A 20,041-nucleotide genomic window follows, 5' to 3' on the forward strand; every position below is an offset into this window, starting at 1 on the left:
ACCGGCCGAGGTGACGGTAGCGCCACGACACTCTTCAACACGTATCGCCGCACAGGGCGATGCCGCAGCAATCGGATCACACGCATGAGCAGCAGCACGCACCACTGGATCGCCCGGCAGGGCAGCGCATTGCAGGGCAGCCTGGCCATTCCCGGCGACAAGTCGGTCTCGCATCGCGCGGTGATGTTCGCCGCGCTGGCCGATGGCGTCTCGCAGATCGACGGCTTTCTCGAAGGCGAAGACACGCGCTCCACCGCGGCCATTTTCGCCCAGCTCGGTGTGCGCATCGACACGCCGTCGGCGTCGCAGCGCATCGTGCACGGCGTCGGCGTGGATGGCCTGCAGCCGCCCAGCCAGGCGCTGGACTGTGGCAACGCCGGCACCGGCATGCGTCTGCTCGCCGGCCTGCTGGCGGCGCAGCGTTTCGATAGCGAGTTGGTCGGCGATGCGTCGCTGTCCAAGCGCCCGATGCGGCGTGTGACCGGCCCGCTGGCACAGATGGGCGCGCGCATCGACACCGAGGACGACGGCACCCCGCCGCTGCGTGTGCACGGCGGCCAGACCTTGCATGGCATCGACTTCGTCTCGCCGGTGGCCAGTGCGCAGGTCAAATCCGCGGTGTTGCTGGCAGGCCTTTATGCGCAGGGCGAGACGTCGGTCAGCGAGCCGCATCCCACCCGCGATTACACCGAGCGCATGTTGTCCGCGTTTGGGGTGGAGATCGATTTCTCGCCCGGCAAGGCGCGGTTGCGCGGTGGTCAGCGTCTGCGCGCCACCGATATCGCGGTGCCTGCCGACTTCTCGTCGGCCGCGTTCTTCATCGTGGCAGCCAGCATCATTCCCGGTTCGGAGGTGCTGCTGCGTGCGGTGGGCCTGAATCCACGTCGCACCGGGTTGCTGGCGGCACTGCGGCTGATGGGCGCAAATATCGCCGAAGAACGTCATGCCGAACATGGCGGCGAGCCGGTGGCCGATCTGCGCGTGCGCTATGCGCCGCTGCAGGGCGCGCAGATTCCCGAAGCGCTGGTGCCGGACATGATCGACGAATTCCCGGCGCTGTTTGTGGCCGCCGCTGCGGCAACCGGGCAGACGGTGGTCACCGGCGCTGCCGAACTGCGGGTCAAGGAATCTGACCGCCTTGCAGCCATGGCCACCGGGCTGCGCGCGCTGGGCGTGCGTGTGGACGAAACCCCTGATGGCGCCACCATTCACGGCGGCAGCATCGGCAGCGGCGTGATCGAAAGCCACGGCGACCACCGCATCGCGATGGCGTTTGCCATTGCCGGGCAGCTATCCACCGGCAGCGTGCGGGTCAACGACGTGGCCAATGTCGCAACCTCGTTCCCGGGCTTCGACAGCCTGGCGCGGGGCGCCGGTTTTGGGCTCGAAACGGCCTGAGTAGCGACACGGCTTCGACAGGAAAGGCGGGCAGCTCCCTTACCGGTTGAGGACTGCTCGTCGGATGAGGACTGATCGATCGAAGGGCGTCGTGAGTGGCGACGCCTGTAAGTTGAGTTTTAGATGCCGCGTTGCAGCCAGCACGGCGCTATTACGATCCGAATTGGTTGATGATCCCGCTCAGCGCTCTGCGGTGAACTCCACCGGCACCTGCACGCTGCTGACGACGGCATGGCCATCACGGGTGGCTGGCTCGAAACGCCACTGACGCAAGCTGTCGATCACCGCTGCATCCAGGCGCGGGTCATTGCTGCCGCTGCGATCGACGATGCTCACATCGCTCACCCGGCCTTGCACGTCCAGCTGCAGGCGCGCGGTGCGGCTGCCTGAGATCCCGGCCTGCGCGATGTCCGACGGGTAGCTCGGCATCGCATTGCCCGGCAGCGGAATCGCTTCTTCGGTGCTGACCGGCGCGCGCGTGGGTTGATGCGCGATCATGGTCATCGCACGCGGGCCCTCCGAGGTCGGCAGGATCTGCCGACTGGCCGCAGGCGCGGGGCGCGTGTCGGTCGCAAACGATTCATCGCTATGGCGGGCCCACCACCAGGTCGGCACCACCACCAGCAGCGCCAGCAGGGTCGCCCACAGCCACGGCGAGGCGCCGTCGGCCATGTCGTCGCCCACACGGTCTTGCGCATGCACGGGGCGGGGCGGCAGTGCCTGGGTAGGGTGTGACGAGGAATTGGAGATGAAGGACATGGCCGGCCTCCTGGCGCATCTTTGGGATGACGTGACCAGTCTGGTCGGCCTTGCCTGAGGCCCAGCTAAGGCAGGGCGCTCAGGACGATTTAAACGGCGGTAGACATTCAGCTTGGTCAAGCCGAGTCAGGGTCTGGTTCGACCCGCCTTGTCCGGTTAGCGCGCAGTGATGTTCGTCGATTGCGGCAGTCCGGCCGTCGTCGTGTGCGGTGCGCACGACGCGACTTATTGGTGGGGCTTACTGCGCCGGCTTGAACTCGAACGGGATATCCAGACTGCCGGCAATCGGCTGGCCGTTGCGCTGGGCCGGATGGAAGCGCCAGTGACGCACCGCTTCCATCGCGGCGCGGTCCAGATCGCGCGAGCCGCTGCGTTGCACCAGCGTCACTCCGCCCGGGTTGCCCGCCGCGTCCACGTCTACCCGCACCACCACATCGCCGGCGTCGCCGCGACGCAAGGCAGCCGAGGGGTAGCGCGGCGGCGGCATCTGGCCCTGCATCGGCACCGGGCGATCTCCGCCTGCGGCCGCCGCGGTGTTTGCCGGTGCTGCGCCCGGCGCGCCGGGAACCGCGTCCTCCGGCAAGGGCGTCGGCGCGGGCGGGGCTGGCGGCGCAGTTTCCACCAGTGTCGGGGCTTCTTCCGGTGGCTTGGCCTGCGGCATGTCGCTGGCGCCGTCCTGGGCCGGAAGCGGTGCGGGCAGCGGCTGGATGTTGTCGTCAGCCTGCGCGCCTGCAGCCGGTTGCGCCGGCGAGGCCTTGTAGAAGTCGTCCTTGCGGCCGGTGGCCCACACCAGCAGGAACAGCAGCAGGCCGGCAACGAAGGCGATACCGGCAATTTTCAGGGTGTGGCGGGGCAGACGCAGGACGATCTGACGATCGGACGCAGGGCGGGGCGCGGGCATAGGGCTCACCTGAAGGATCGGGCCAATTCTGGCATAGCAGCGGTGAATCGATCGCAGCAGGTGACGGAACAGGCGATAATCTCGCGCTTCCTACCGACACACAGACTCCCGATGCTAGATCCGGCCCTGCTTCGCCAACATCCCGCCGACCTTGCCGAGCGCCTGCGCAGCACGCGCAGTTTCTCCCTGGACACTGCGGAACTGGAGTCGCTGGAAAGCGAGCGCAAGCGCATCCAGGTGCGCACGCAGGAATTGCAGAGTCAGCGCAATTCCAAGTCCAAGGCGATCGGGCAGGCCAAGGCCAAGGGCGAGGATGTCACTGCGCTGATGGCCGAAGTGGCCGGTTTCGGTGATGAGCTCAAAGCCTCCGAAGAAGCGCTGGAGGTGATTCGCGCCAAGCTGGAGACCATCGCGCTGGGCTTGCCCAATCTGCCGGCCGACGACGTGCCGCAGGGCAAGGACGAGAGCGAGAATGTCGAGCAGTCGCGCTGGGGCACGCCGCGCCAGTTCGACTTCCCGGTCAAGGACCATGTGGAACTCGGTGCGCCGCACGGCTGGCTGGACGGCGAGACCGCCGCCAAGCTGTCGGGCGCGCGTTTCACCGTGCTGCGCGGGCCGGTCGCGCGGCTGCACCGCGCGCTGGCGCAATTCATGCTCGACCTGCATGTCGGCGAGCATGGCTACGAAGAGACCAACGTGCCGCTGCTGGTCAATGCCGAGTCGATGCGCGGCACCGGGCAACTGCCCAAGTTCGAGGACGACCTGTTTCAGACCGAAGTGGGCGAGTCGCGCCGCTATCTGATCCCCACCTCGGAAGTGCCGCTGACCAATATCGTGCGCGACGAAATCGTCGATGCCGAGCGTCTGCCGTTGCGCATGACCGCGCACTCGATGTGCTTCCGCGCCGAAGCCGGCAGCGGTGGCCGCGACACACGCGGCATGATCCGCCAGCACCAGTTCGAAAAGGTCGAACTGGTCACTGCCTGCGCGCCGGAACACAGCGATGCCGAGCATCAGCGCATGACCCGCTGCGCCGAGGTGGTGCTGGAAAAACTCGGCCTGCCGTATCGCAAGGTGCTGCTGTGCACCGGCGACATGGGCTTCTCGGCGATCAAGACCTACGATTTGGAAGTGTGGCTGCCGTCGCAGGACACCTATCGCGAGATTTCGTCGTGCTCGAACTGCGGCGATTTCCAGGCGCGGCGCATGCAGGCGCGCTGGCGTAACCCGGCCAGCGGCAAACCGGAGCTGTTGCACACGCTCAACGGCTCCGGCACCGCCGTGGGCCGCGCGATGATCGCGGTGATGGAGAACTACCAAAACGCCGACGGCTCGATCGATGTGCCCGAGGTGCTGCGTCCGTATATGGGTGGGCTCGAGCGGATCGGATAAGAGCGGCCGAGGCACCGGCTGCGCGGCGTCCAGACGGGCGCGGCCGAGGCCGGGAAGGGGCGCGCGTGCATCTTCATTTTCAATTCCGGGCGGGCAGCCAGTCTCGACTGGCGATTGCCAGCTCCGGCTCGCTCGTCAGCCTTGTTGAGCATGTTGCTCGCTGCCGCTTAGCTGCCCAGGTTGCGGTGGGGTAGCTGTTAAAAATATTGATCGAGAACGGGGCCGGCACTGGCCCCGTTTGCATTTCCATGGCGCACGGCTTGTTGCATTGCCTGGAAGACCCTGGCGGATCTTGCGAGCGCTACCCGCCGACATTTGCGCTGGGTGCCGCGCGTAGCGGCGGCGAAAACGATGGAGCTCCGTGCACAAGAGGCCGATGTTCTGGCTGCAAGGAACTACATTTCTGATGTATCAGGTCGTTGCTCTGTTGGAATAAAGGTGGTTAAATATCACCTATCGTTCTATTCATGGATGCCAGCGCCATGCACGACCTGAATGACCTGTACTACTTCGCGATGGTGGTGGACCACGGCGGCTTTGCCGCGGCCGAGCGTGCGCTCGGGATCCCCAAGTCGCGTCTGAGCCGCCGTATCAGCCAGCTCGAAACGGATCTTGGCGTGCGCCTGCTGCAGCGTTCCACGCGCCGCTTCGCGGTCACCGACGTCGGCACCAGCGTGCATCGGCACGCGCAGACCATGCTGGCCGAAGCCCAGGCCGCGCGCGAGGTGGTGGATCGTCTCAGTGCCGAGCCGCGTGGCCTTGTACGTGTGAGCGTTCCGGTCTCGCTGGCGCAGATCCAACTGCCCAAGCTGTTGCCGGAATTCCTGGCCAAGTACCCCAAGGTGCGGCTGCAGCTCAACATCAGCAATCGCCGCGTCGACGTCATCAACGAAGGCTACGACATCGCGCTGCGCGTGCGATCGCGCCTGGATGATGACGGCAGCCTGGTGATGCGCAGCTTCGGTCAGGTGCAGGAGTTGCTGGTGGCCAGCCCCAAATACCTGGACCGCGCCGGGCGTCCCAAGGACCCGAGCGAGCTGGCCAACCACACCACCATGAGCACCAGCGAAGACGAAGCGCACCAGCGCTGGGAACTGCACGGCCCTAACGGCGAGATGCGCCGCGTGGACCTGCAGCCGCGTCTGGCCGGCTTCGATTTCCCGCTGCTGCAGTCGATGGCGCGCGATGGCTTCGGCATCACCATGCTGCCGGAAACCGTGTGCGCCCAGGCAGTGCGCAGCGGCGAGCTGGAAGTGGTGCTGCCGCACTGGTCGCTGCCGCAAGGCATCTGCCACGCGGTGTTCGCCTCGCGCCGCGGCCTGCTGCCGGCGGTGCGGGTGTTCATCGACTTCCTGGCCGAGCACCTGCCGCAGGAAATCGAACGCTCGCGCCTGGATTGCGGCGGCAACTGCGCCGAGCTGGCCGAAAAGCTCAAGCGTGCGGCCGCGACCGCACCGCGCCTGGCCGTGGCGGAAGCCGGCTGAGCGTCGTGCCTGTTCGTGGCTGAAGCCGGCCAAGCGCTGCGCCTGGTCGTCGACGTCGGCACATCAGCGCTGTCGCCTGGCAGCGCTGCGTAATCGAGAACGCTGCGTAACCCGGCAAGCGGAACCGCTTGGCAGAGCTGTGCAGCTCAACAACACGTGGCGCTTAGCAAAGCGCGTCCGGGCATGCGAGAATGCGCGCCCGGGAGCAATCCCGGGTTGATGGCGCCGCTCAATGCCGCGTCCATCGACATACGTCACCCGCATCGCGCGTGGCGCAAGCGTGATCACACGACGCCTTCGGCGGTCACGCAAGGCAGCATCGGAGAGATGGCCGAGCGGTTTAAGGCACCGGTCTTGAAAACCGGCGAAGGGTCAAACCTTCCGTGGGTTCGAATCCCACTCTCTCCGCCAGCCTGCCGATTTCACGCCGTGGCGCGAAATTCTGTGCGATAGCGACACCAAAGCCGCCGATTGCCGCATGGCTGCTGTACCTGCCAAGTCTCATCCTGCCACTATATGGCAGCAGGAAGTGGCTATAAGCTTGCTTGCATGTCCCGCTCCGAACGCCTTTTCGACCTTCTCCAGACGCTTCGCCGCCACCGCCGTCCGGTGAGCGGCAAGGTGCTGGCCGAAGAGATCGGCGTCAGCATCCGTACCCTCTATCGCGATATCGCCAGCCTTCAAGCGCAAGGCGCCACCATCGAGGGCGAGCCGGGTGTCGGCTACGTCCTGAAACCGGGATTCCTTCTGCCGCCGCTGATGTTTCCGGCAGAGGAGATCGAAGCGCTCGTCTTGGGCTCGCGCTGGGTAGCGGACAGAGCAGACAATCATCTGCGTGATGCGGCGAGAAGCGCACTGGCGCGGATCGCCGCCATATTGCCACCCGAACTACGCGACGAGCTGGATGCGTCGTCACTGCTGGTCGGGCCTGGTGCCAACATCCCGGCCGACGCGATCGACCCGGCGCTGCTGCGCAAAGCGATCCGCACCGAACGCAAACTGTCGCTGTCCTATCGCGATGGATCAGGGACAGGGTCGGAGCGTGTGGTTTGGCCATTCGCGCTCGCCTTTTTCGATCAAGTGCGCGTTTTGGTCGGATGGTGCGAACTGCGCCAGGATTTTCGCTCCTTCCGCACGGATCGCATCGCCTGTGCGGAGATACTCGACGCCCGCTATCCCAAGCGACGTCAGGTGCTGCTGAAACAGTGGCGGGAGATCCAGAAAATACCGCGCCCGGATGCTTGATGCTGCCGGAAACTGGCAGCATCAGGTCATAGGATCATGCCTGTCCAACGAACGACAGGTGCAACTCATGACCAACAGCAACAGCATTCTTCTCTATGTGACCGACGCGCTGAAGAGCGCCGCCTTCTACACGAAACTGCTCGGGCAGGAACCCGTGGACGCAAGCCCGACCTTCGCCATGTTCATCCTGCCCTCCGGCCTGGGGCTCGGCCTCTGGGGCAAGACGGGCGTGGAACCCGCGCCGGCGGCTGTGGGCGGCGGCTGCGACATAGGGTTCAAGGTCGATACGGCCGCCATGGTCGATGCGACCCATGCCGATTGGCGGAACAAGGGCGCGGATATCGCCCTGCCGCCCACCGACCTCGATTTCGGTCGGAGCTTCGTCGCCGCCGATCCGGACGGGCATCGTCTGCGCGTCTACACCGTGAACGAGGAGATGTGAGCCATGTCCAAGGCCTGGATTGCCGTAGCCTCGGCGGAGCATGTCCGGATCGGTCGAGAGGCCGGCTTCATGCAGGTCTGTCACGGCAAAGCGGCGCCGCTCAGGCGCATCAGGCCGGGCGACTGCGTGATTTACTATTCGCCGACCGTCACCTTCGGGGCCAAGGAACGTTGCCAAGCCTTCACCGCGATCGGCGCAGCGCGCGATAGCGCACCTTACCAGGTGGAGATGGCAAGCGGCTTCAGGCCCTGGCGGCGGGATGTCGTTTGGCAGTCTGCGGAAGAAACCCCGATCCTGCCACTGCTTGGCCGGCTCGCCTTCACCCAGGTCGGCGCCAACTGGGGCTATCAGCTTCGCTTAGGTTTGTTCGGTATCGACGAGGAAGATGCCGACGTGATCGCGCAGGCCATGATGCATGGGCGTCGAGAGAGCGCCTCGAACGTCGCTATTTCCGCCTCATAAACGCAAATTTCCGCGCACGGCGGCAGAGAATGCGGCGTTAGAGGGCTATAGCGTAGACGTAGTGCTCATCATCGTCGGGCGCGGTCGCGGTCCGCCATATGTCGCTGCAGAGCACTAAGGCGCCCGCTTTTTTCAAGACCCGCCGATTCGTCATGGCAGGCAGTGCTGTGCCGTTTGCAGCGGACCGTGCGCAGGGCAGCTGCCAACCGATGTAGCCAACGCGTCTGCAAATCTCTGCCGTCTCTGTCTCGGCGCAGCAGCTGGTTCATGGCCATCATCTGCTTGCCGTCCCCGCGATTGCTGCAGCCGTTGCTGAGCAATGCCGAGACGGCCTCTCCACGCGGTCAAATTCGCCATGGGCGCTTCCAATGTCCGGTCGACATCATCGTCCTCGTCGCGTCTTTCGCATGATTGGCGCTCGCTCTTTGCTTAGTGCTGCCTGCAGCATCGGCTGCTGCGGCTGACAGTATTCCGCCCGGGGATTGGCGCGGAATCCTGTCCACCAGCGGCGGCACAGGGCAGGTTTATGCCGTTCTGAGCGCGCGCAGGCAGGTGCTTTGACTACCTGGATCGGTGCCAACGATAGAGGCTACCGCCGGCGGCTCAGCGACAGCCAAGCCAGGATGCATATGCGTCCGGATGGCAGCGCCGTGCTTTCGCTGCTCTTGCATGGTCAACGCGATATGGTGTCGTTTGAGCGAGTGCCCTGACCTCGGTGCAGGTGCAGGTGCAGGTGCAGGCTGCCAGTGCGACAACACCGCCGTCTTTCAAACGGTGATTACTGTGTGTTGGTGTGCTGATGGGAGTTAAGCCTTGCGGCAGCGAACGAGGAAAAACATCAGGGGCGTGGCCTGGCTATAAATTGTTCATGAAATGAGCAAGATCAGCCGCCTGCGAGGACTGCCGCGGGTTTCTCTAACGAAGCGGCAGCTTCGACTAGAAAAACGAAAGGAATGCCGGGTGTAGGCCGGATCGCGCGTCTATTAGCCATTGCCATTGCCATTGCAAGTGCAGGCCAGATTAGGCGTGCGGCCCTCGACAAGTGACTGCCTACGGCTTCGACGGAGCGTAAACAGCGGGTGGAGCACATTGGCCTGACCAGCCATAAAGCCAGGAACCTCATGAACGCGCCCGTCGAATATCGCCCCGATCTGGAAACGCCCAGCGTCAGTGAGCAGGAAACCATTCGTTCCTTGGAAGCGCTGTTCGTTGACATGGCAACGACCGTGGCCGAGAAGGAAGGACATGCACACCGCGCAGTCCATGCGAAAGGGCAGGGCCTGTTTACCGCCAAGCTCAGCGTATTCAACGATCTGCCCGAAGAGCTGCGACAAGGCCTGTTCGCAGGGACCGGGCAGTACGATGCTTACATCCGCCTGTCATCGCCACCTGCAGAACAACTGAGCGATGCTGTCTCGACCCCGCGCGCCCTGGCCTTGAAGGTGTTGGGTGTCAGCGGCGAGCGCGTCGAGGGCGGAGACGAGAAGCACAGCCAGGATTTCTTGATGGTCAATGGCCCTTCCTTCACCACTCCTGGCCCCGATGGGTTCTTGCGTAATTTCCGGGTGCTGGCGACGACCACGGAAAAGGCGCCGGGCGCCAAGGCGGCGCTTTCAAGAGTGCTTCGGGGTGTCGAGCACACGCTTGAAAAGATCGGCGGCGGAAGCGGCAGCATTAAGCAGATGGGCGGACAGCCGCAGGTTCATCCGCTGGGCGAGACGTTTTTCTCGCAGGTGCCGTATCTCTACGGGCGTTACATCGCCAAGTTCTCGCTGGCGCCGGTGTCCAGCAATCTCGTTGAACTCGATGGGCAGGAAGTTGGCGACTCCCCGGATGCACAGCGCGAGGCCGTTCATCACGCCATCAGCACCCTGGATAGCCCGGCCGAGTGGGAGTTGCGCGTGCAGTTGTGCCGGGATGTGGAAAAGATGCCGGTCGAGGATGCGTCGATAGAGTGGTCGCAATCCATCAGCCCCTTTGTGGCGGTCGCGCGCGTGGTGGTCGAGCGCCAGGCCGGTTGGGACGGAGAGAACTCGCAGCAGTTGGAAGACCGTATCGCCTTCTCGCCGTGGCATGCCCTGGCCGCTCACCGGCCGCTGGGCGCTATCAACCGGGCGCGCCGTATCGTGATGGCAGCCTCGCGCCGATTCCGCTCCGAATTCAATCGCTGCCCGATCCACGAGCCGACTGGCGTCTAGTTGTTCTCGCTGCTTGCCTCGTGTCATGCAGTCTCTCTGCATCCGCGGGCCGGAGTGCCGCGGATCGCAGCTACCAGGTAAGGATTTTGATAAGTCCTTGAGCGAACGCGGCGACCAGCTTGGTATGCCAGGGTGACCGCCGCCGCGTTTGGCAAGGAGGAGCAGAGCGCGGGCTCGATCCATCAGGACTGGTGTTTCTGCCTAGCTGAATGCTCGACTCACCCAAGGTGGTGGATCGGGAAAGAACCATCAAGAACGGCCGATTGCTGCCGCTAGGGACGCATCCCCAACGCAAGCAGCAGAGGCCGCTATGTTTTTCTCCGACAGCCACAAGGTGGACGCACTGACCAAGGCGGTTGATGCCACGTTGAAAGGTGGCAGTGCGCAGTGGCCCAACAACGGATCGGCTCTGCTGCTCAAGAAGATGGCCGAGCGTTTGTATGCGGCCCAGCAGGAGCGTGACCTGGCCAAGGCCCAGGCGGAAGACGCGACCACCGCGTTACGCCATCTGGAGGGCCGTTTCGAGCTGGTCGCCAGCGGTACGACCGACGGGCTCTGGGATATTGGCGTCATCGCCGGCGATCCCAGCCACCCCGACAGCCCGGTGTGGTGGTCGCCGCAGATGCGTCGGCTGCTGGGCTTTGCCTCTGAACAGGATTTTCCCAACGTCCTGGACAGTTGGGTCGCATGCCTGCACCCGGATGACAAGCAGCCGACGCTGGATGCCTTTGCGGCGCACCTTGCCGATCGCAGCGGTCGAACTCCTTACGATGTCGAAAACCGCCTGCGTCTGAAGTCAGGCGAATATCGCTGGTTCCGCGCATTCGGCACCACCGAGCGCGATGCGCAGGGCTTGCCGCTCCGGGTGGCGGGTTCGCTCACCGACATTACCGAGCGTCGCGAGCGCGAGCAGTTCCTCGACATCACGCTGACGCGCTTCGAGCTCGGCTCACAGATGCTCAGCGACGGCTTGTGGGACATGAGCGTGATCGCGGGTGACCCGATCAATCCGAATAATGAATTCTGGTGGTCGCAGCAGTTCCGCCATCTGCTCGGCTTCGAGTCCGAGCAGGACTTCCCCAACGTGCTCGATAGCTGGGCGTCACGGCTGCACCCGGAAGACAAGGAGCGCTCTCTGAACGCGTTCGCGGCGCATTTGAACGACCGCAGTGGCCGCACCAACTTCGATATCGAGTATCGCCTGCAGCTCAAGAACGGCCAGTACCGCTGGTTCCGCGCACGCGGCCTGACCAAGCGCGCTGCCGACGGCACGCCGTTGCGCGCGGTTGGAGCATTGATGGACGTGGAAGCCGGGCGTCAGCTGGGCGAGGTGGCAAATACGCTCAGCAGTGCGGCAGGCGACATCGTGCGCAGCAACGATGACCTGTCGCGGCGCACGGAGCAGCAGGCGGCGGCGCTCGAGGAGACTGCAAGCTCCATGGAGGAAATGACCAGCATCGTTCGCAAGAACGCCGAAGGTGCGCGTCAGGCCAATTCGCTGGCGAGCAAGGCCGCGGAGACCGCGTTGCATGGCGGTGAGCTGGTCAATGGTGTCGTCAGCACCATGGCGGCAATCCAGGCGTCGTCGCTGAAGATCGGCGAAATCATCACCGTCATCGATGGCATCGCGTTCCAGACCAATATCCTTGCCTTGAACGCGGCCGTGGAAGCGGCGCGGGCTGGCGAGCAGGGACGTGGCTTTGCGGTCGTTGCGTCCGAGGTGCGCAGCCTCGCGCAGCGCTGCACCATGGCGGCCAAGGAGATCCGCGACCTGATCGCCGATTCGGGTGCAAAGGTGGGGCAGGGCGCGGAGCAGGTCAACGTGGCGGGCAAGGCCATGGAAGAACTGCTTTCCTCGGTGCGGCAGGTCAACGACATCATGAGCGGCATTGCCGCGGCCAGTCACGAGCAGAGCGCTGGCATCGAGCAGATCAATCAAACCATCTCGCAGATGGATGCAGCGACGCAGCAGAATTCCGCTCTGGTTGACACCATGGCATCGTCGGCCCGTGCACTTGAGGATCAGGCGACTGCGTTGGTGGAGAGTGTTGCCAACAGTTCACGCAGCGTCGCTGGCAAGGCGAAGCTCGCATTGGCTGCATAACGCGTGTAGCCGGTGCCGCCCTGTGACCTGGTAATGCCGGGAAGCAGGGCGGTGCACTGGAAACCAGAATGGGTTCAATGGCTTTTCTATGCTTGGCCTGAAAAAGGCGCCCGGTGTAGACCGATCGCCTGAAATGTTTCATCGAGCAGGTGCAGTGCCAATGCGTGCGCCCGTCGCGAATGAGGCTCTCTGGATTTTTCCATCGACCACCTCGTAGATGCATAGCATCTCAACAAGGCCGATGCCGTCAGGAAAGTTGCGGGTGATGCGCTCCGCGTCGGTGACGATGTTGCCGACGACGGTCCGCGACAACAGCTGCGCATGCAGGTCCGGCTCTTGAAAGCGGGCCAGAAACCGCTCGCGAAGCATGGCATGTCCCTTGGCCAGCTGTGGTCCGTGCAAGGTGTAATGCTCGGCATCGTCAGCATAGGTGGCCAGCAACGCGTCGATATCCTTGGCGTTGTACGCATCCAGCTGCGCTTGAACGATCGAAAGCACGCTATCGGTGGTCATGTCTGACAATGCTCGTGTAGAGAAGGACAAGACGCTATCGTCCAGCATCTACGGATGACGTGCCAAGGATTTGCTGGCAGTGAGGCACCGAAGCAAGCGGATCCTGGTGGATGTCTGCTAATACCAACCCAGATACAGCGTCGCAATGCCCCAGCTGTCGATCAAGCCATGCGCCAGGATCATCGCCCAGAGGTTGCGTCGTGATCGCAGATAGACATAGCCGAACAACGCGCCGACAAGCCCGGTCAGCAGCACCCCCGAGATGCCTTGGGTCAGGTGCATCGCGCCAAACAGGGCTCCCCCTGCCACTGCCGCCATCACGCGTCCGCCACGATGGCGGCCCAGCAGGTGATCGAGGTGGTGCATCAGAAACGCACGGAAGACCAGTTCCTCGCCAAGTGCGGCGCTGAGCCAGGCGCCGCCTGCCAGGTGGGCGGCCGCGTTGACGTTGCCAAGCAGTGCGCCGTAGCCGCTGTAGTCGGCCTTGGTCCCGGTCAGCGCATCGATCAGCGGTTGCACGAACGGATTGATGACGCCGATGACCAGCGCGAGCAGCAGCAGCGTCCAGCCGAGCAAGGCGCGAGACGACTGAGGCTTTAATCCGCAGGCACTCAGCGAGCGCGTTTCCAGCCAGACCAGGGCAATCCCTAGAATGCCGACAAGCGGCATCCGCCAGGGAAACTGCACCCAGCGGTAGTGCGCCAGTGCGAGGATGACAGCGATCGCTGCGATGCGTGCCAGAGGATGTCCCAGTGCAGGAATGCCCGGGCGGGGATGTGCGCTTGAGGAGCCTTGTTGAAACATGCTGGACGAAGGATCGAGTAGGTCCTCGAACGGTAACCACGGGAACGACAAGCGTCCTGTGCCAGAGGGCATGGGTTGCTGACTGCGAGAGGGAGAGACATGCGCTGTTTCAGGCGCTCGACCGTGATCCGCACATTGAAGTGGGGCCGGCCGATGTCGCCGTGTGCGGTGAAGACGCTGCTGGCAGCGCCTGGATTTCGACCTTCATCGCTGGCGGGTTTGCATTGAGTCCAAGCAAGGTCTGCATCAGCACAGCTTTTCAGTTGGCAGCCGCTCCATGCTCTCATTTCATTTTCTGGTGGTGGCTGGGGATTCGTTTCAGGTTGGACTGCACATCGCTCCGAAATGACGATGTCCTTGGTGCCTTCGCCATCCGTCTTGAGTTGCCTGATCACAGCTTGAGCATTGATTGCCGCGCTCAACGTCAGGTGGCATCGATCATCGTCCAACCAGCGTGGTTTCGTCCTGCCATGTATCTCTTCAAGCCATGGTTCTAGGTTGCAGAAACTACGTTAGCTGTCGGCAACCGCTGACGTCTGTCATGCAATGCTCTGCTTGAACTCGGCATCACCTTGCTTGTTCAGCTGTGTTTGCGCCGACTGGCAAAACGCACCACCAAGGACATGTGGATCCGGATACGCTATGCGCTTCCCACAGCGTTGTTGAAAGGTATGGAGCAGTTGAACGAGCAATGGATGACAGCGGTTGTGGATGCCTTGAGTGACCTGCAGGCAGCAAGGGTGGCTCAAGGCGCGGTGCTTGAGGCCCTGGTTGCTTCGCATCCATCGCCGGTGCTGCTGATGCGTTGTTGGGATCGCCTTTCCTCCTCCTTGGTTGCGACCGTTTCGCAACACAAGGCCTCCTCGACAATGGCAAAGCCGATCGAGGCGTATACGCTTGAGCAGTTGGCAGCGTGGACGGATCGAATGGAGCGCTGTTTTCCCCAGGCCAGAGGGCAATCCTAGCCCGGGCTACTGCAAGGCAGAGCTTGCCATTCCGCTCGATACACAGCACCTGGCCATCCAATGCATAGCGTAGTCATACGCCGCGCCTGGATCAGCGAAGGCAACAATGAGCAGTCGCCAGCAGTGCAGTGTGCTGGCGCCGGACTCTAGCCGGTCCTCAAGCTCCTGTTCTGAGCCTTGGCGGCTATCAGCGTTGCGTGACAGGGCGGGCAGCTTGCCTTGAAGCGCTGGAGCTTACTGACGCATGCCAATCGCCAAACGATTGAATGCGGCCATCAGCGCGATGGCAAAGCTCAGGTCGGCAATCTCGGCGTCACTGAAATGAGCTTTCAGAAGAGCAAAGTCATCGTCAGGTGCTCGGCTATTTGCAATATCTGTCAGTGACTCGGTCCACCCCAGGGCCAGGCGCTCACGTTCGCTGAAATGCGGACTCACCCGCCACCCGGCCAGGCTGTCCAACTTGGCGTCGGGCATGCTGCCGGCACGTAGCGCAGCAGCGTGCATTTCCAGGCAAAAGGCGCAGCCATTGAGTTGCGAAACGCGCAGGTAGACAAGTTCAATCAGGGGCTTGCCGAGGCTGCTCTGCTCCAGTGCCTTCTTGGTGATGCCAAATCCTTTGTAGGCATCTGGAGATAGGGTTTGGTAAGGCAAACGAAGTGTTTTCACGCAGAATCCAGTCTTGAGTCAGTGGCAGCAAGCAGCCGTTTTTAGGAGGCAAACCCGCTGACGCTGCCGCTGCGCCAATGAGGCCGCAGAACAGGGATGAGCGGCGAGCAATGCTCGGGTGCCCGGCGGAACTTCAGCCGCATCTTGTGCGACTACGGCTACTTTAGGAGACTGATGTCCCAGCTGGATGGGGCAAGAATTGAAGAGTTGAGTAGGGCATGAGTGACAGGGGGCAGTGCGAGCCGGCGCGCGACTTGCCGATGTTTCTGCAGTTGTATTGGCGCTACCGAAACGCAATTGCGCAAGGCGGGCTGCGCCCGGGTGACCGGGTGCCTTCGGTGCGCAGTCTTGCCAGCGAAGTAGGGGTTGCGCGGGGAACGGTAGAGAAGGCTTACGAGCTGCTCGTGAGTGAGGGCTACCTTCTGACCAGGGGGCCAGCCGGAACCGTGGTGTCGCCCATGGCATGCAGCGTGGGCGCTGGCCGGCGTCAACGTCACCCTCCGCTGCGCGCGGTGCCTTCGCTGGATGCGTCGTCTGCAGGCGTGCTCAGCAGGCCTTTCCAACTCGGCGTGCCGGCGTTCGATGCATTCCCCAGCAAGGTGTGGAAACGCCTGGCGGGGCGTCACCTGCGCTCGCTGGATACGGCAGCCATGGGCTACCCCGAAGCGGCAGGTTATGAGCCGCTACGCCGTGCGATTGCCAACTACCTGGCCAGCGCTCGAGGCGTTGCCTGCACATACGAGCAGGTGTTCGTGACCGCAGGCTACCCGGGTGCCCTGGACTTGATCTGTCGCACCCTGCTGAAAACAGGAGATGTCGGCTGGTACGAAGATCCGGGCTATCTGTTCGCCCGCCAGTTTCTGCAGCGCTCCGGGATGCAGCTGCAGCCGGTGTCAGTAGACGAGGAGGGCTTGAACGTAGGCGAAGGTCTGAAGCAAAGCCCTGCGGCGCGATTCGCCGTGGTCACACCTGCCCATCAAAGCCCGACGGGCGTGGCACTGTCATTGCCTCGCCGCCTGCAACTGCTGGACTGGGCCAGCCAGGCTAATGGATGGGTGATAGAAGACGACTACGACAGCGAATTTCGTTACCAAGGCAGGCCCCTCCCGGCGCTCAGTAGCCTGGATGACAATGCGCGCGTGCTCTATACGGGGTCTTTCAGCAAGGTGCTTTTCCCTGGTCTTCGCCTGGCCTATCTGGTTGTCCCCAAGGCCCAGACCGAACGTTTCATCGATGCAGCCGGGCAGCTTGGCGGCGTGGGATCCTTCGTGTCACAGGCCACGGTCGCCGAGTTCATGGAGCAAGGGCACTTCTCCCGTCACTTGCGCAAGATGCGCGCACTCTACAGTCAGCGGCGCAGCTATTTGGTCGATGCGCTCACCGATATCTTTGGCTCCCGCATGGCGATCCAGCCTCAGGCCGGCGGACTCCAGGTGCTGGCCTATCCGGCGACAGGGCAAAGCGATGCGCTGCTGGCGCAGGCCGCCCAAGCACATGGACTGCCACTTCAGGCATTGAGCAGGTGGCGAATGCGCCCCTCATCGTCGGGCGGTTTGCTGATGGGATTCTCAGGCTTTGCAACGCAAGAACACGCGTACGCCTCGGTTCAACGGCTACGAGCAGCGCTGGATGACGTGTGGGCGCCTGCAGGGCCTCGCGTTCGTGCTGCATCGCCCCGGGTCTGAAGCACTTTGATCAACGGCCGCCCTGAAAGCGAAAGGTGAAGCGCATGTCCGACGCGGCGGCCGTTGCCGAGTCTGCTGGCGGGGCAGTGGCGGCGACCAACGTCAACTGGCCATCGGCCACAGGCACCGGGATGCCAAGCGTGAGATCGATCTGTTTGGACCAGCCGCCGCCGAGCACGGTGGCCCTGACGATCAACCGGCCCGCCACGACGCACTGCACCCCGGCCGGGCAACGGCTGTCTTCGATGACGCGGTCGGGACGAACCTTGGGGCCATCGACCGACGCGATTTCTCCCAGCCGTACCGGGCCTTCGATGGGCTGGCTGGCAATGGGGCCAGCCGCCGCGCACGCGGCAAGCCAGGCGACCAGAAGTGTTGCAAGCACCAGCGTGCGGACGGGGCGGAGACGTTCCATGGCGGCAATCATGCCCGTGTGTTGTGGAGATGCAAGCTGGTGTCTTCGGTGCACTGTGCGGATGTAGCGACCACATCAATGCGATGCAGCGTCATTTCGCCATGGTGCGCTCGCGCAAGTGTCAGCATTGCGCGAGAGTAGGCAGCAATACGGCCAGTCACTAAGGATCGCGCCACCCGGCCAGTCAGATCACCGAGGCATTGACCTTGAACACCTCGACCGCCTGCGTCAGCTGGGTCGAATGCGCTTCCAGCGAACGGGCCGCCGTGCTCGCGGCTTCGACCAGGCTGACGTTCTGCTGCGTGGTTTCATCCATCTGGGCGATGGTCAGGTTGACCTGTTCGATGCCGCCGGCCTGTTCCTGCGAGGCGGCGGAGATGTGGCCCATGATGTCGGTGACATGCTGGACGCTGGTGACGACCTCGCCCATGGTGGTGCCGGCCTTGTGCACCAGCGTTGCACCGTCGGCGACGCGTTGCACGGAGTCGTCGATCAGGCGTTTGATCTCCTTGGCGGCGTCCGATGAGCGGTGCGAGAGGGTGCGCACTTCCGAGGCCACCACGGCAAAACCGCGGCCTTGTTCGCCGGCGCGTGCGGCCTCGACGGCGGCATTGAGCGCGAGGATGTTGGTCTGGAAGGCGATGCCGTCGATGACCGAGATGATGTCGGCAATACGCCTGGACGAGGCTTCGATGCCGGACATCTGTTCGATGACCTGGCCGACCACGTCGCGTCCCTCCGAGGCGATGGCGGCGGCGCCCAGCGCGAGCTGGTTGGCGCGGCCGGCGTGCTCGGCATTCTGCTTGACGGTGGAGGTGAGTTCTTCCATCGAGGCGGCGGTTTCTTCCAGGCTGGCGGCCTGCTGTTCGCTGCGGCGGGACAGTTCCTGGTTGCCGCTGGCGATGTCTTCGGCGGCAAAGCCGATGCTGTTGGAGGTGGTCTGGATATGCGTGACGATGTCGGTCAGGCGATGCACGGTGCTGTTGGCATCGTCGCGCATGGAGGCGAACACGCCGTGGAAGTTGCCGGTCATGCGCACCGTCAGGTCACCATCGGCGATGCACCGCAGCAGGTCGGAAAACCTGGCCAGGTTGGTGTCGGAGGTGGCCATCATGGTGTTGAGGTTTTCGACCATCAGGCGGAAGTCGTGTTCGAACTTTTCCGGCTGGCCGCGCAGCGCGAAGTTGCCGGCGCAGGCAGCCTGGGTGAGCTGCTGGATCTGCGCGTTGATGGCGCGCAGGTTCTGCTTGACCTGCTGCATGGTGGCGGTGATGGCGGCTTTCTCGCCGGGGTATTGCTCGATTTCGGGGGCCAGGTCGCCGATGGCATAGCTGCCCATGACCTCGGTCATGCGCAGCTGAGTCTGCACGTGCGCATGCACCAAGGCGTTGGTGTCCTGCACCATGTGCCCGTATTCGCCGGGGAACTGCTGGGCGTCGGTGCGGTAGCTGATCTCGCCGGCATCGTGGCGGGCCGCCATGCTGCGTTGGGCGGAAATCACATCCTGCAGGCGGCGCTGCATCTGCTGCATGGCGCGCAGCAGCTGGCCGGGTTCGTCCTTGCTGGTGGGCAGGTCCTGGCTGCGCAGGTCGCCGTCGTTGATGCGCTCGGCCAGTCGCAGCGATTGGCGCAAGGGCAGCACCACGCTGCGGGTCAGCAACCACGCGATGGTGGCGCCCAGCAGCAAGGCGATGACGGTGGAGACCACCATCAGCATTGCAAAGCCGCGCGCGGTGGTCACCGCGTCCTTGGCGGCCGCGCGGTTCTTGGCCTCCTGCAGGTCGATGAAGGCGTTGATGCTGGCCAGCCAGGCGACGAAGGCGGGGCGCGCCTGCTGCAGCAGGCGTTGTTCGGCATGCGGCTTGTCGGCGCCATCGCGAAACGCGCGCACCTGCGTGATCAACGGCATGGTGCGCTGTTCGATGGCCTTGATCCGCTGGAGGATGGCCTTTTCTTCCGCGTCCGTGGAGGCCGCGATCATGTCGTCCAGTGGCTTGGCGGAGCGGGCGTAGTCCGCGGCGAGCTTGTCGATCGATTGTTCTGCCGTGTGCCGGTCTGCGGGGTCGTCCAGCAGCACGACATCGCGCAGGGCGATCGCGCGGTCGTGCACGCTGCCGCGGAAATTGATCGCATAGCGTTGCTTGACGCTGTTCACTTCGTTGATGGCGGTGAGCTGCTGGTCGATGCTGCGTACGCGCTGGATGCCGACGACGGTGAGGATCACCATCAGGACAATGATCGCGAGGAAGCCGAGGGCCAGGCGCTGACCGATGCGCAGATTCGAAAGCAGGGACATAGGGAGTTTGATCGGTGATCCGGCGAGCGGAAGAGCGGGGAGAATCCCAGCAACAGCTGGGAGGCGATGCGCCCGGGACACCGATGGGGTCGGCAGCGTCGCCGCTGCACGAAGGATGTCTCGACCTGTTCGTTAGCGGCCTGCGTCAGCGGAAATGAAACCGTCCGCCGCGGCAGGATTCATCCACGGTTGGCTTCGCAATGCCGTCAGGCCAGGGCGATCAGGACGCAAGCTACCGGTCGCGGCCGCAGCGCTGCGCTTTGGTGCCGGTCAGCGCCAGGGCAGAAGCGGATTCAGGCTCAGCGAGTGGCC

Annotated in this window: 18 protein-coding genes and 1 tRNA gene; 12 read left to right on the forward strand and 7 right to left on the reverse strand. The window is 63.7% G+C overall.

Going from position 1 to position 20,041, the window contains the following annotated elements; genetic code table 11:
* Positions 1-84 precede the first annotated feature (84 nt).
* On the forward strand, positions 85-1,398 hold the full coding sequence (aroA, locus tag KHN93_RS08620; RefSeq protein WP_104559194.1) for a 3-phosphoshikimate 1-carboxyvinyltransferase: 1,314 nt from the start codon (positions 85-87) through the stop codon (positions 1,396-1,398).
* A 180-nt stretch (positions 1,399-1,578) separates the two neighbouring features.
* On the opposite strand, the gene KHN93_RS08625 is transcribed toward aroA, so the two are convergent.
* Entirely contained in the window at positions 1,579-2,046 is a 468-nt protein-coding gene (locus KHN93_RS08625) for an energy transducer TonB (RefSeq protein WP_104559701.1), read from the reverse strand.
* 349 nt (positions 2,047-2,395) lie between these two features.
* Complete coding sequence (locus tag KHN93_RS08630) at positions 2,396-3,058, reverse strand: energy transducer TonB (protein ID WP_039527923.1); 663 nt, start codon at positions 3,056-3,058, stop codon at positions 2,396-2,398.
* A 111-nt stretch (positions 3,059-3,169) separates the two neighbouring features.
* Between KHN93_RS08630 and serS the strand changes: the two genes are divergently transcribed.
* The 8 genes from serS to KHN93_RS08670 all read left to right on the forward strand — a co-directional run bounded on the left by serS (position 3,170) and on the right by KHN93_RS08670 (position 12,385).
* Entirely contained in the window at positions 3,170-4,450 is a 1,281-nt protein-coding gene (serS, locus tag KHN93_RS08635; protein ID WP_104559196.1) for a serine--tRNA ligase, read from the forward strand.
* 467 nt (positions 4,451-4,917) lie between these two features.
* Complete coding sequence (locus KHN93_RS08640; RefSeq protein WP_104559197.1) at positions 4,918-5,934, forward strand: LysR family transcriptional regulator; 1,017 nt, start codon at positions 4,918-4,920, stop codon at positions 5,932-5,934.
* 321 nt (positions 5,935-6,255) lie between these two features.
* Positions 6,256-6,345: transfer RNA gene (locus KHN93_RS08645), tRNA-Ser, on the forward strand.
* Positions 6,346-6,483: 138 nt separating this feature from the next.
* The gene (locus KHN93_RS08650) at positions 6,484-7,179 is read left to right on the forward strand and encodes a helix-turn-helix transcriptional regulator (RefSeq protein WP_104559198.1); all 696 of its coding nucleotides are present in this window, start codon (positions 6,484-6,486) and stop codon (positions 7,177-7,179) included.
* A gap of 67 nt (positions 7,180-7,246) precedes the next feature.
* The gene (locus tag KHN93_RS08655) at positions 7,247-7,621 is read left to right on the forward strand and encodes a VOC family protein (protein WP_039527918.1); all 375 of its coding nucleotides are present in this window, start codon (positions 7,247-7,249) and stop codon (positions 7,619-7,621) included.
* A 3-nt stretch (positions 7,622-7,624) separates the two neighbouring features.
* A complete protein-coding gene (locus tag KHN93_RS08660) occupies positions 7,625-8,083 on the forward strand; it encodes an EVE domain-containing protein (RefSeq protein ID WP_104559199.1) in 459 nt (152 codons plus the stop codon).
* A gap of 1,121 nt (positions 8,084-9,204) precedes the next feature.
* A complete protein-coding gene (locus tag KHN93_RS08665) occupies positions 9,205-10,281 on the forward strand; it encodes a catalase family protein (protein WP_212579393.1) in 1,077 nt (358 codons plus the stop codon).
* A 310-nt stretch (positions 10,282-10,591) separates the two neighbouring features.
* Positions 10,592-12,385: a methyl-accepting chemotaxis protein gene (locus KHN93_RS08670; RefSeq protein WP_212579394.1), complete on the forward strand. Its 1,794-nt coding sequence runs from the start codon at positions 10,592-10,594 to the stop codon at positions 12,383-12,385.
* Positions 12,386-12,523: 138 nt separating this feature from the next.
* On the opposite strand, the gene KHN93_RS08675 is transcribed toward KHN93_RS08670, so the two are convergent.
* Both KHN93_RS08675 and KHN93_RS08680 read right to left on the reverse strand, forming a co-directional pair.
* The gene (locus KHN93_RS08675; protein WP_104559202.1) at positions 12,524-12,898 is read right to left on the reverse strand and encodes a nuclear transport factor 2 family protein; all 375 of its coding nucleotides are present in this window, start codon (positions 12,896-12,898) and stop codon (positions 12,524-12,526) included.
* 117 nt (positions 12,899-13,015) lie between these two features.
* Entirely contained in the window at positions 13,016-13,567 is a 552-nt protein-coding gene (locus tag KHN93_RS08680; protein WP_104559203.1) for a CPBP family intramembrane glutamic endopeptidase, read from the reverse strand.
* A 275-nt stretch (positions 13,568-13,842) separates the two neighbouring features.
* Between KHN93_RS08680 and KHN93_RS08685 the strand changes: the two genes are divergently transcribed.
* Together KHN93_RS08685 and KHN93_RS08690 are read left to right on the forward strand one after the other, a co-directional pair.
* A complete protein-coding gene (locus KHN93_RS08685) occupies positions 13,843-14,199 on the forward strand; it encodes a hypothetical protein (RefSeq protein WP_146092494.1) in 357 nt (118 codons plus the stop codon).
* Between the two features lie 75 nt (positions 14,200-14,274).
* Positions 14,275-14,667 (forward strand): hypothetical protein, encoded by a 393-nt coding sequence (locus KHN93_RS08690; RefSeq protein WP_374057720.1) that lies wholly within the window; start codon positions 14,275-14,277, stop codon positions 14,665-14,667.
* 234 nt (positions 14,668-14,901) lie between these two features.
* On the opposite strand, the gene KHN93_RS08695 is transcribed toward KHN93_RS08690, so the two are convergent.
* Positions 14,902-15,333: a carboxymuconolactone decarboxylase family protein gene (locus KHN93_RS08695; protein WP_104559204.1), complete on the reverse strand. Its 432-nt coding sequence runs from the start codon at positions 15,331-15,333 to the stop codon at positions 14,902-14,904.
* A gap of 218 nt (positions 15,334-15,551) precedes the next feature.
* On the opposite strand from KHN93_RS08695, the gene pdxR reads away from it, so the two are divergent.
* Complete coding sequence (pdxR, locus tag KHN93_RS08700; protein WP_244812223.1) at positions 15,552-17,018, forward strand: MocR-like pyridoxine biosynthesis transcription factor PdxR; 1,467 nt, start codon at positions 15,552-15,554, stop codon at positions 17,016-17,018.
* Between the two features lie 10 nt (positions 17,019-17,028).
* Here pdxR and KHN93_RS08705 read toward each other — a convergent pair whose 3' ends face one another.
* The gene (locus KHN93_RS08705; protein WP_167704121.1) at positions 17,029-17,445 is read right to left on the reverse strand and encodes a hypothetical protein; all 417 of its coding nucleotides are present in this window, start codon (positions 17,443-17,445) and stop codon (positions 17,029-17,031) included.
* Positions 17,446-17,617: 172 nt separating this feature from the next.
* Positions 17,618-19,729 (reverse strand): methyl-accepting chemotaxis protein, encoded by a 2,112-nt coding sequence (locus KHN93_RS08710; protein ID WP_212579395.1) that lies wholly within the window; start codon positions 19,727-19,729, stop codon positions 17,618-17,620.
* Positions 19,730-20,041 lie beyond the last annotated feature (312 nt).

Source organism: Xanthomonas arboricola pv. juglandis (assembly GCF_905367715.1).
Taxonomy (GTDB): domain Bacteria; phylum Pseudomonadota; class Gammaproteobacteria; order Xanthomonadales; family Xanthomonadaceae; genus Xanthomonas; species Xanthomonas arboricola.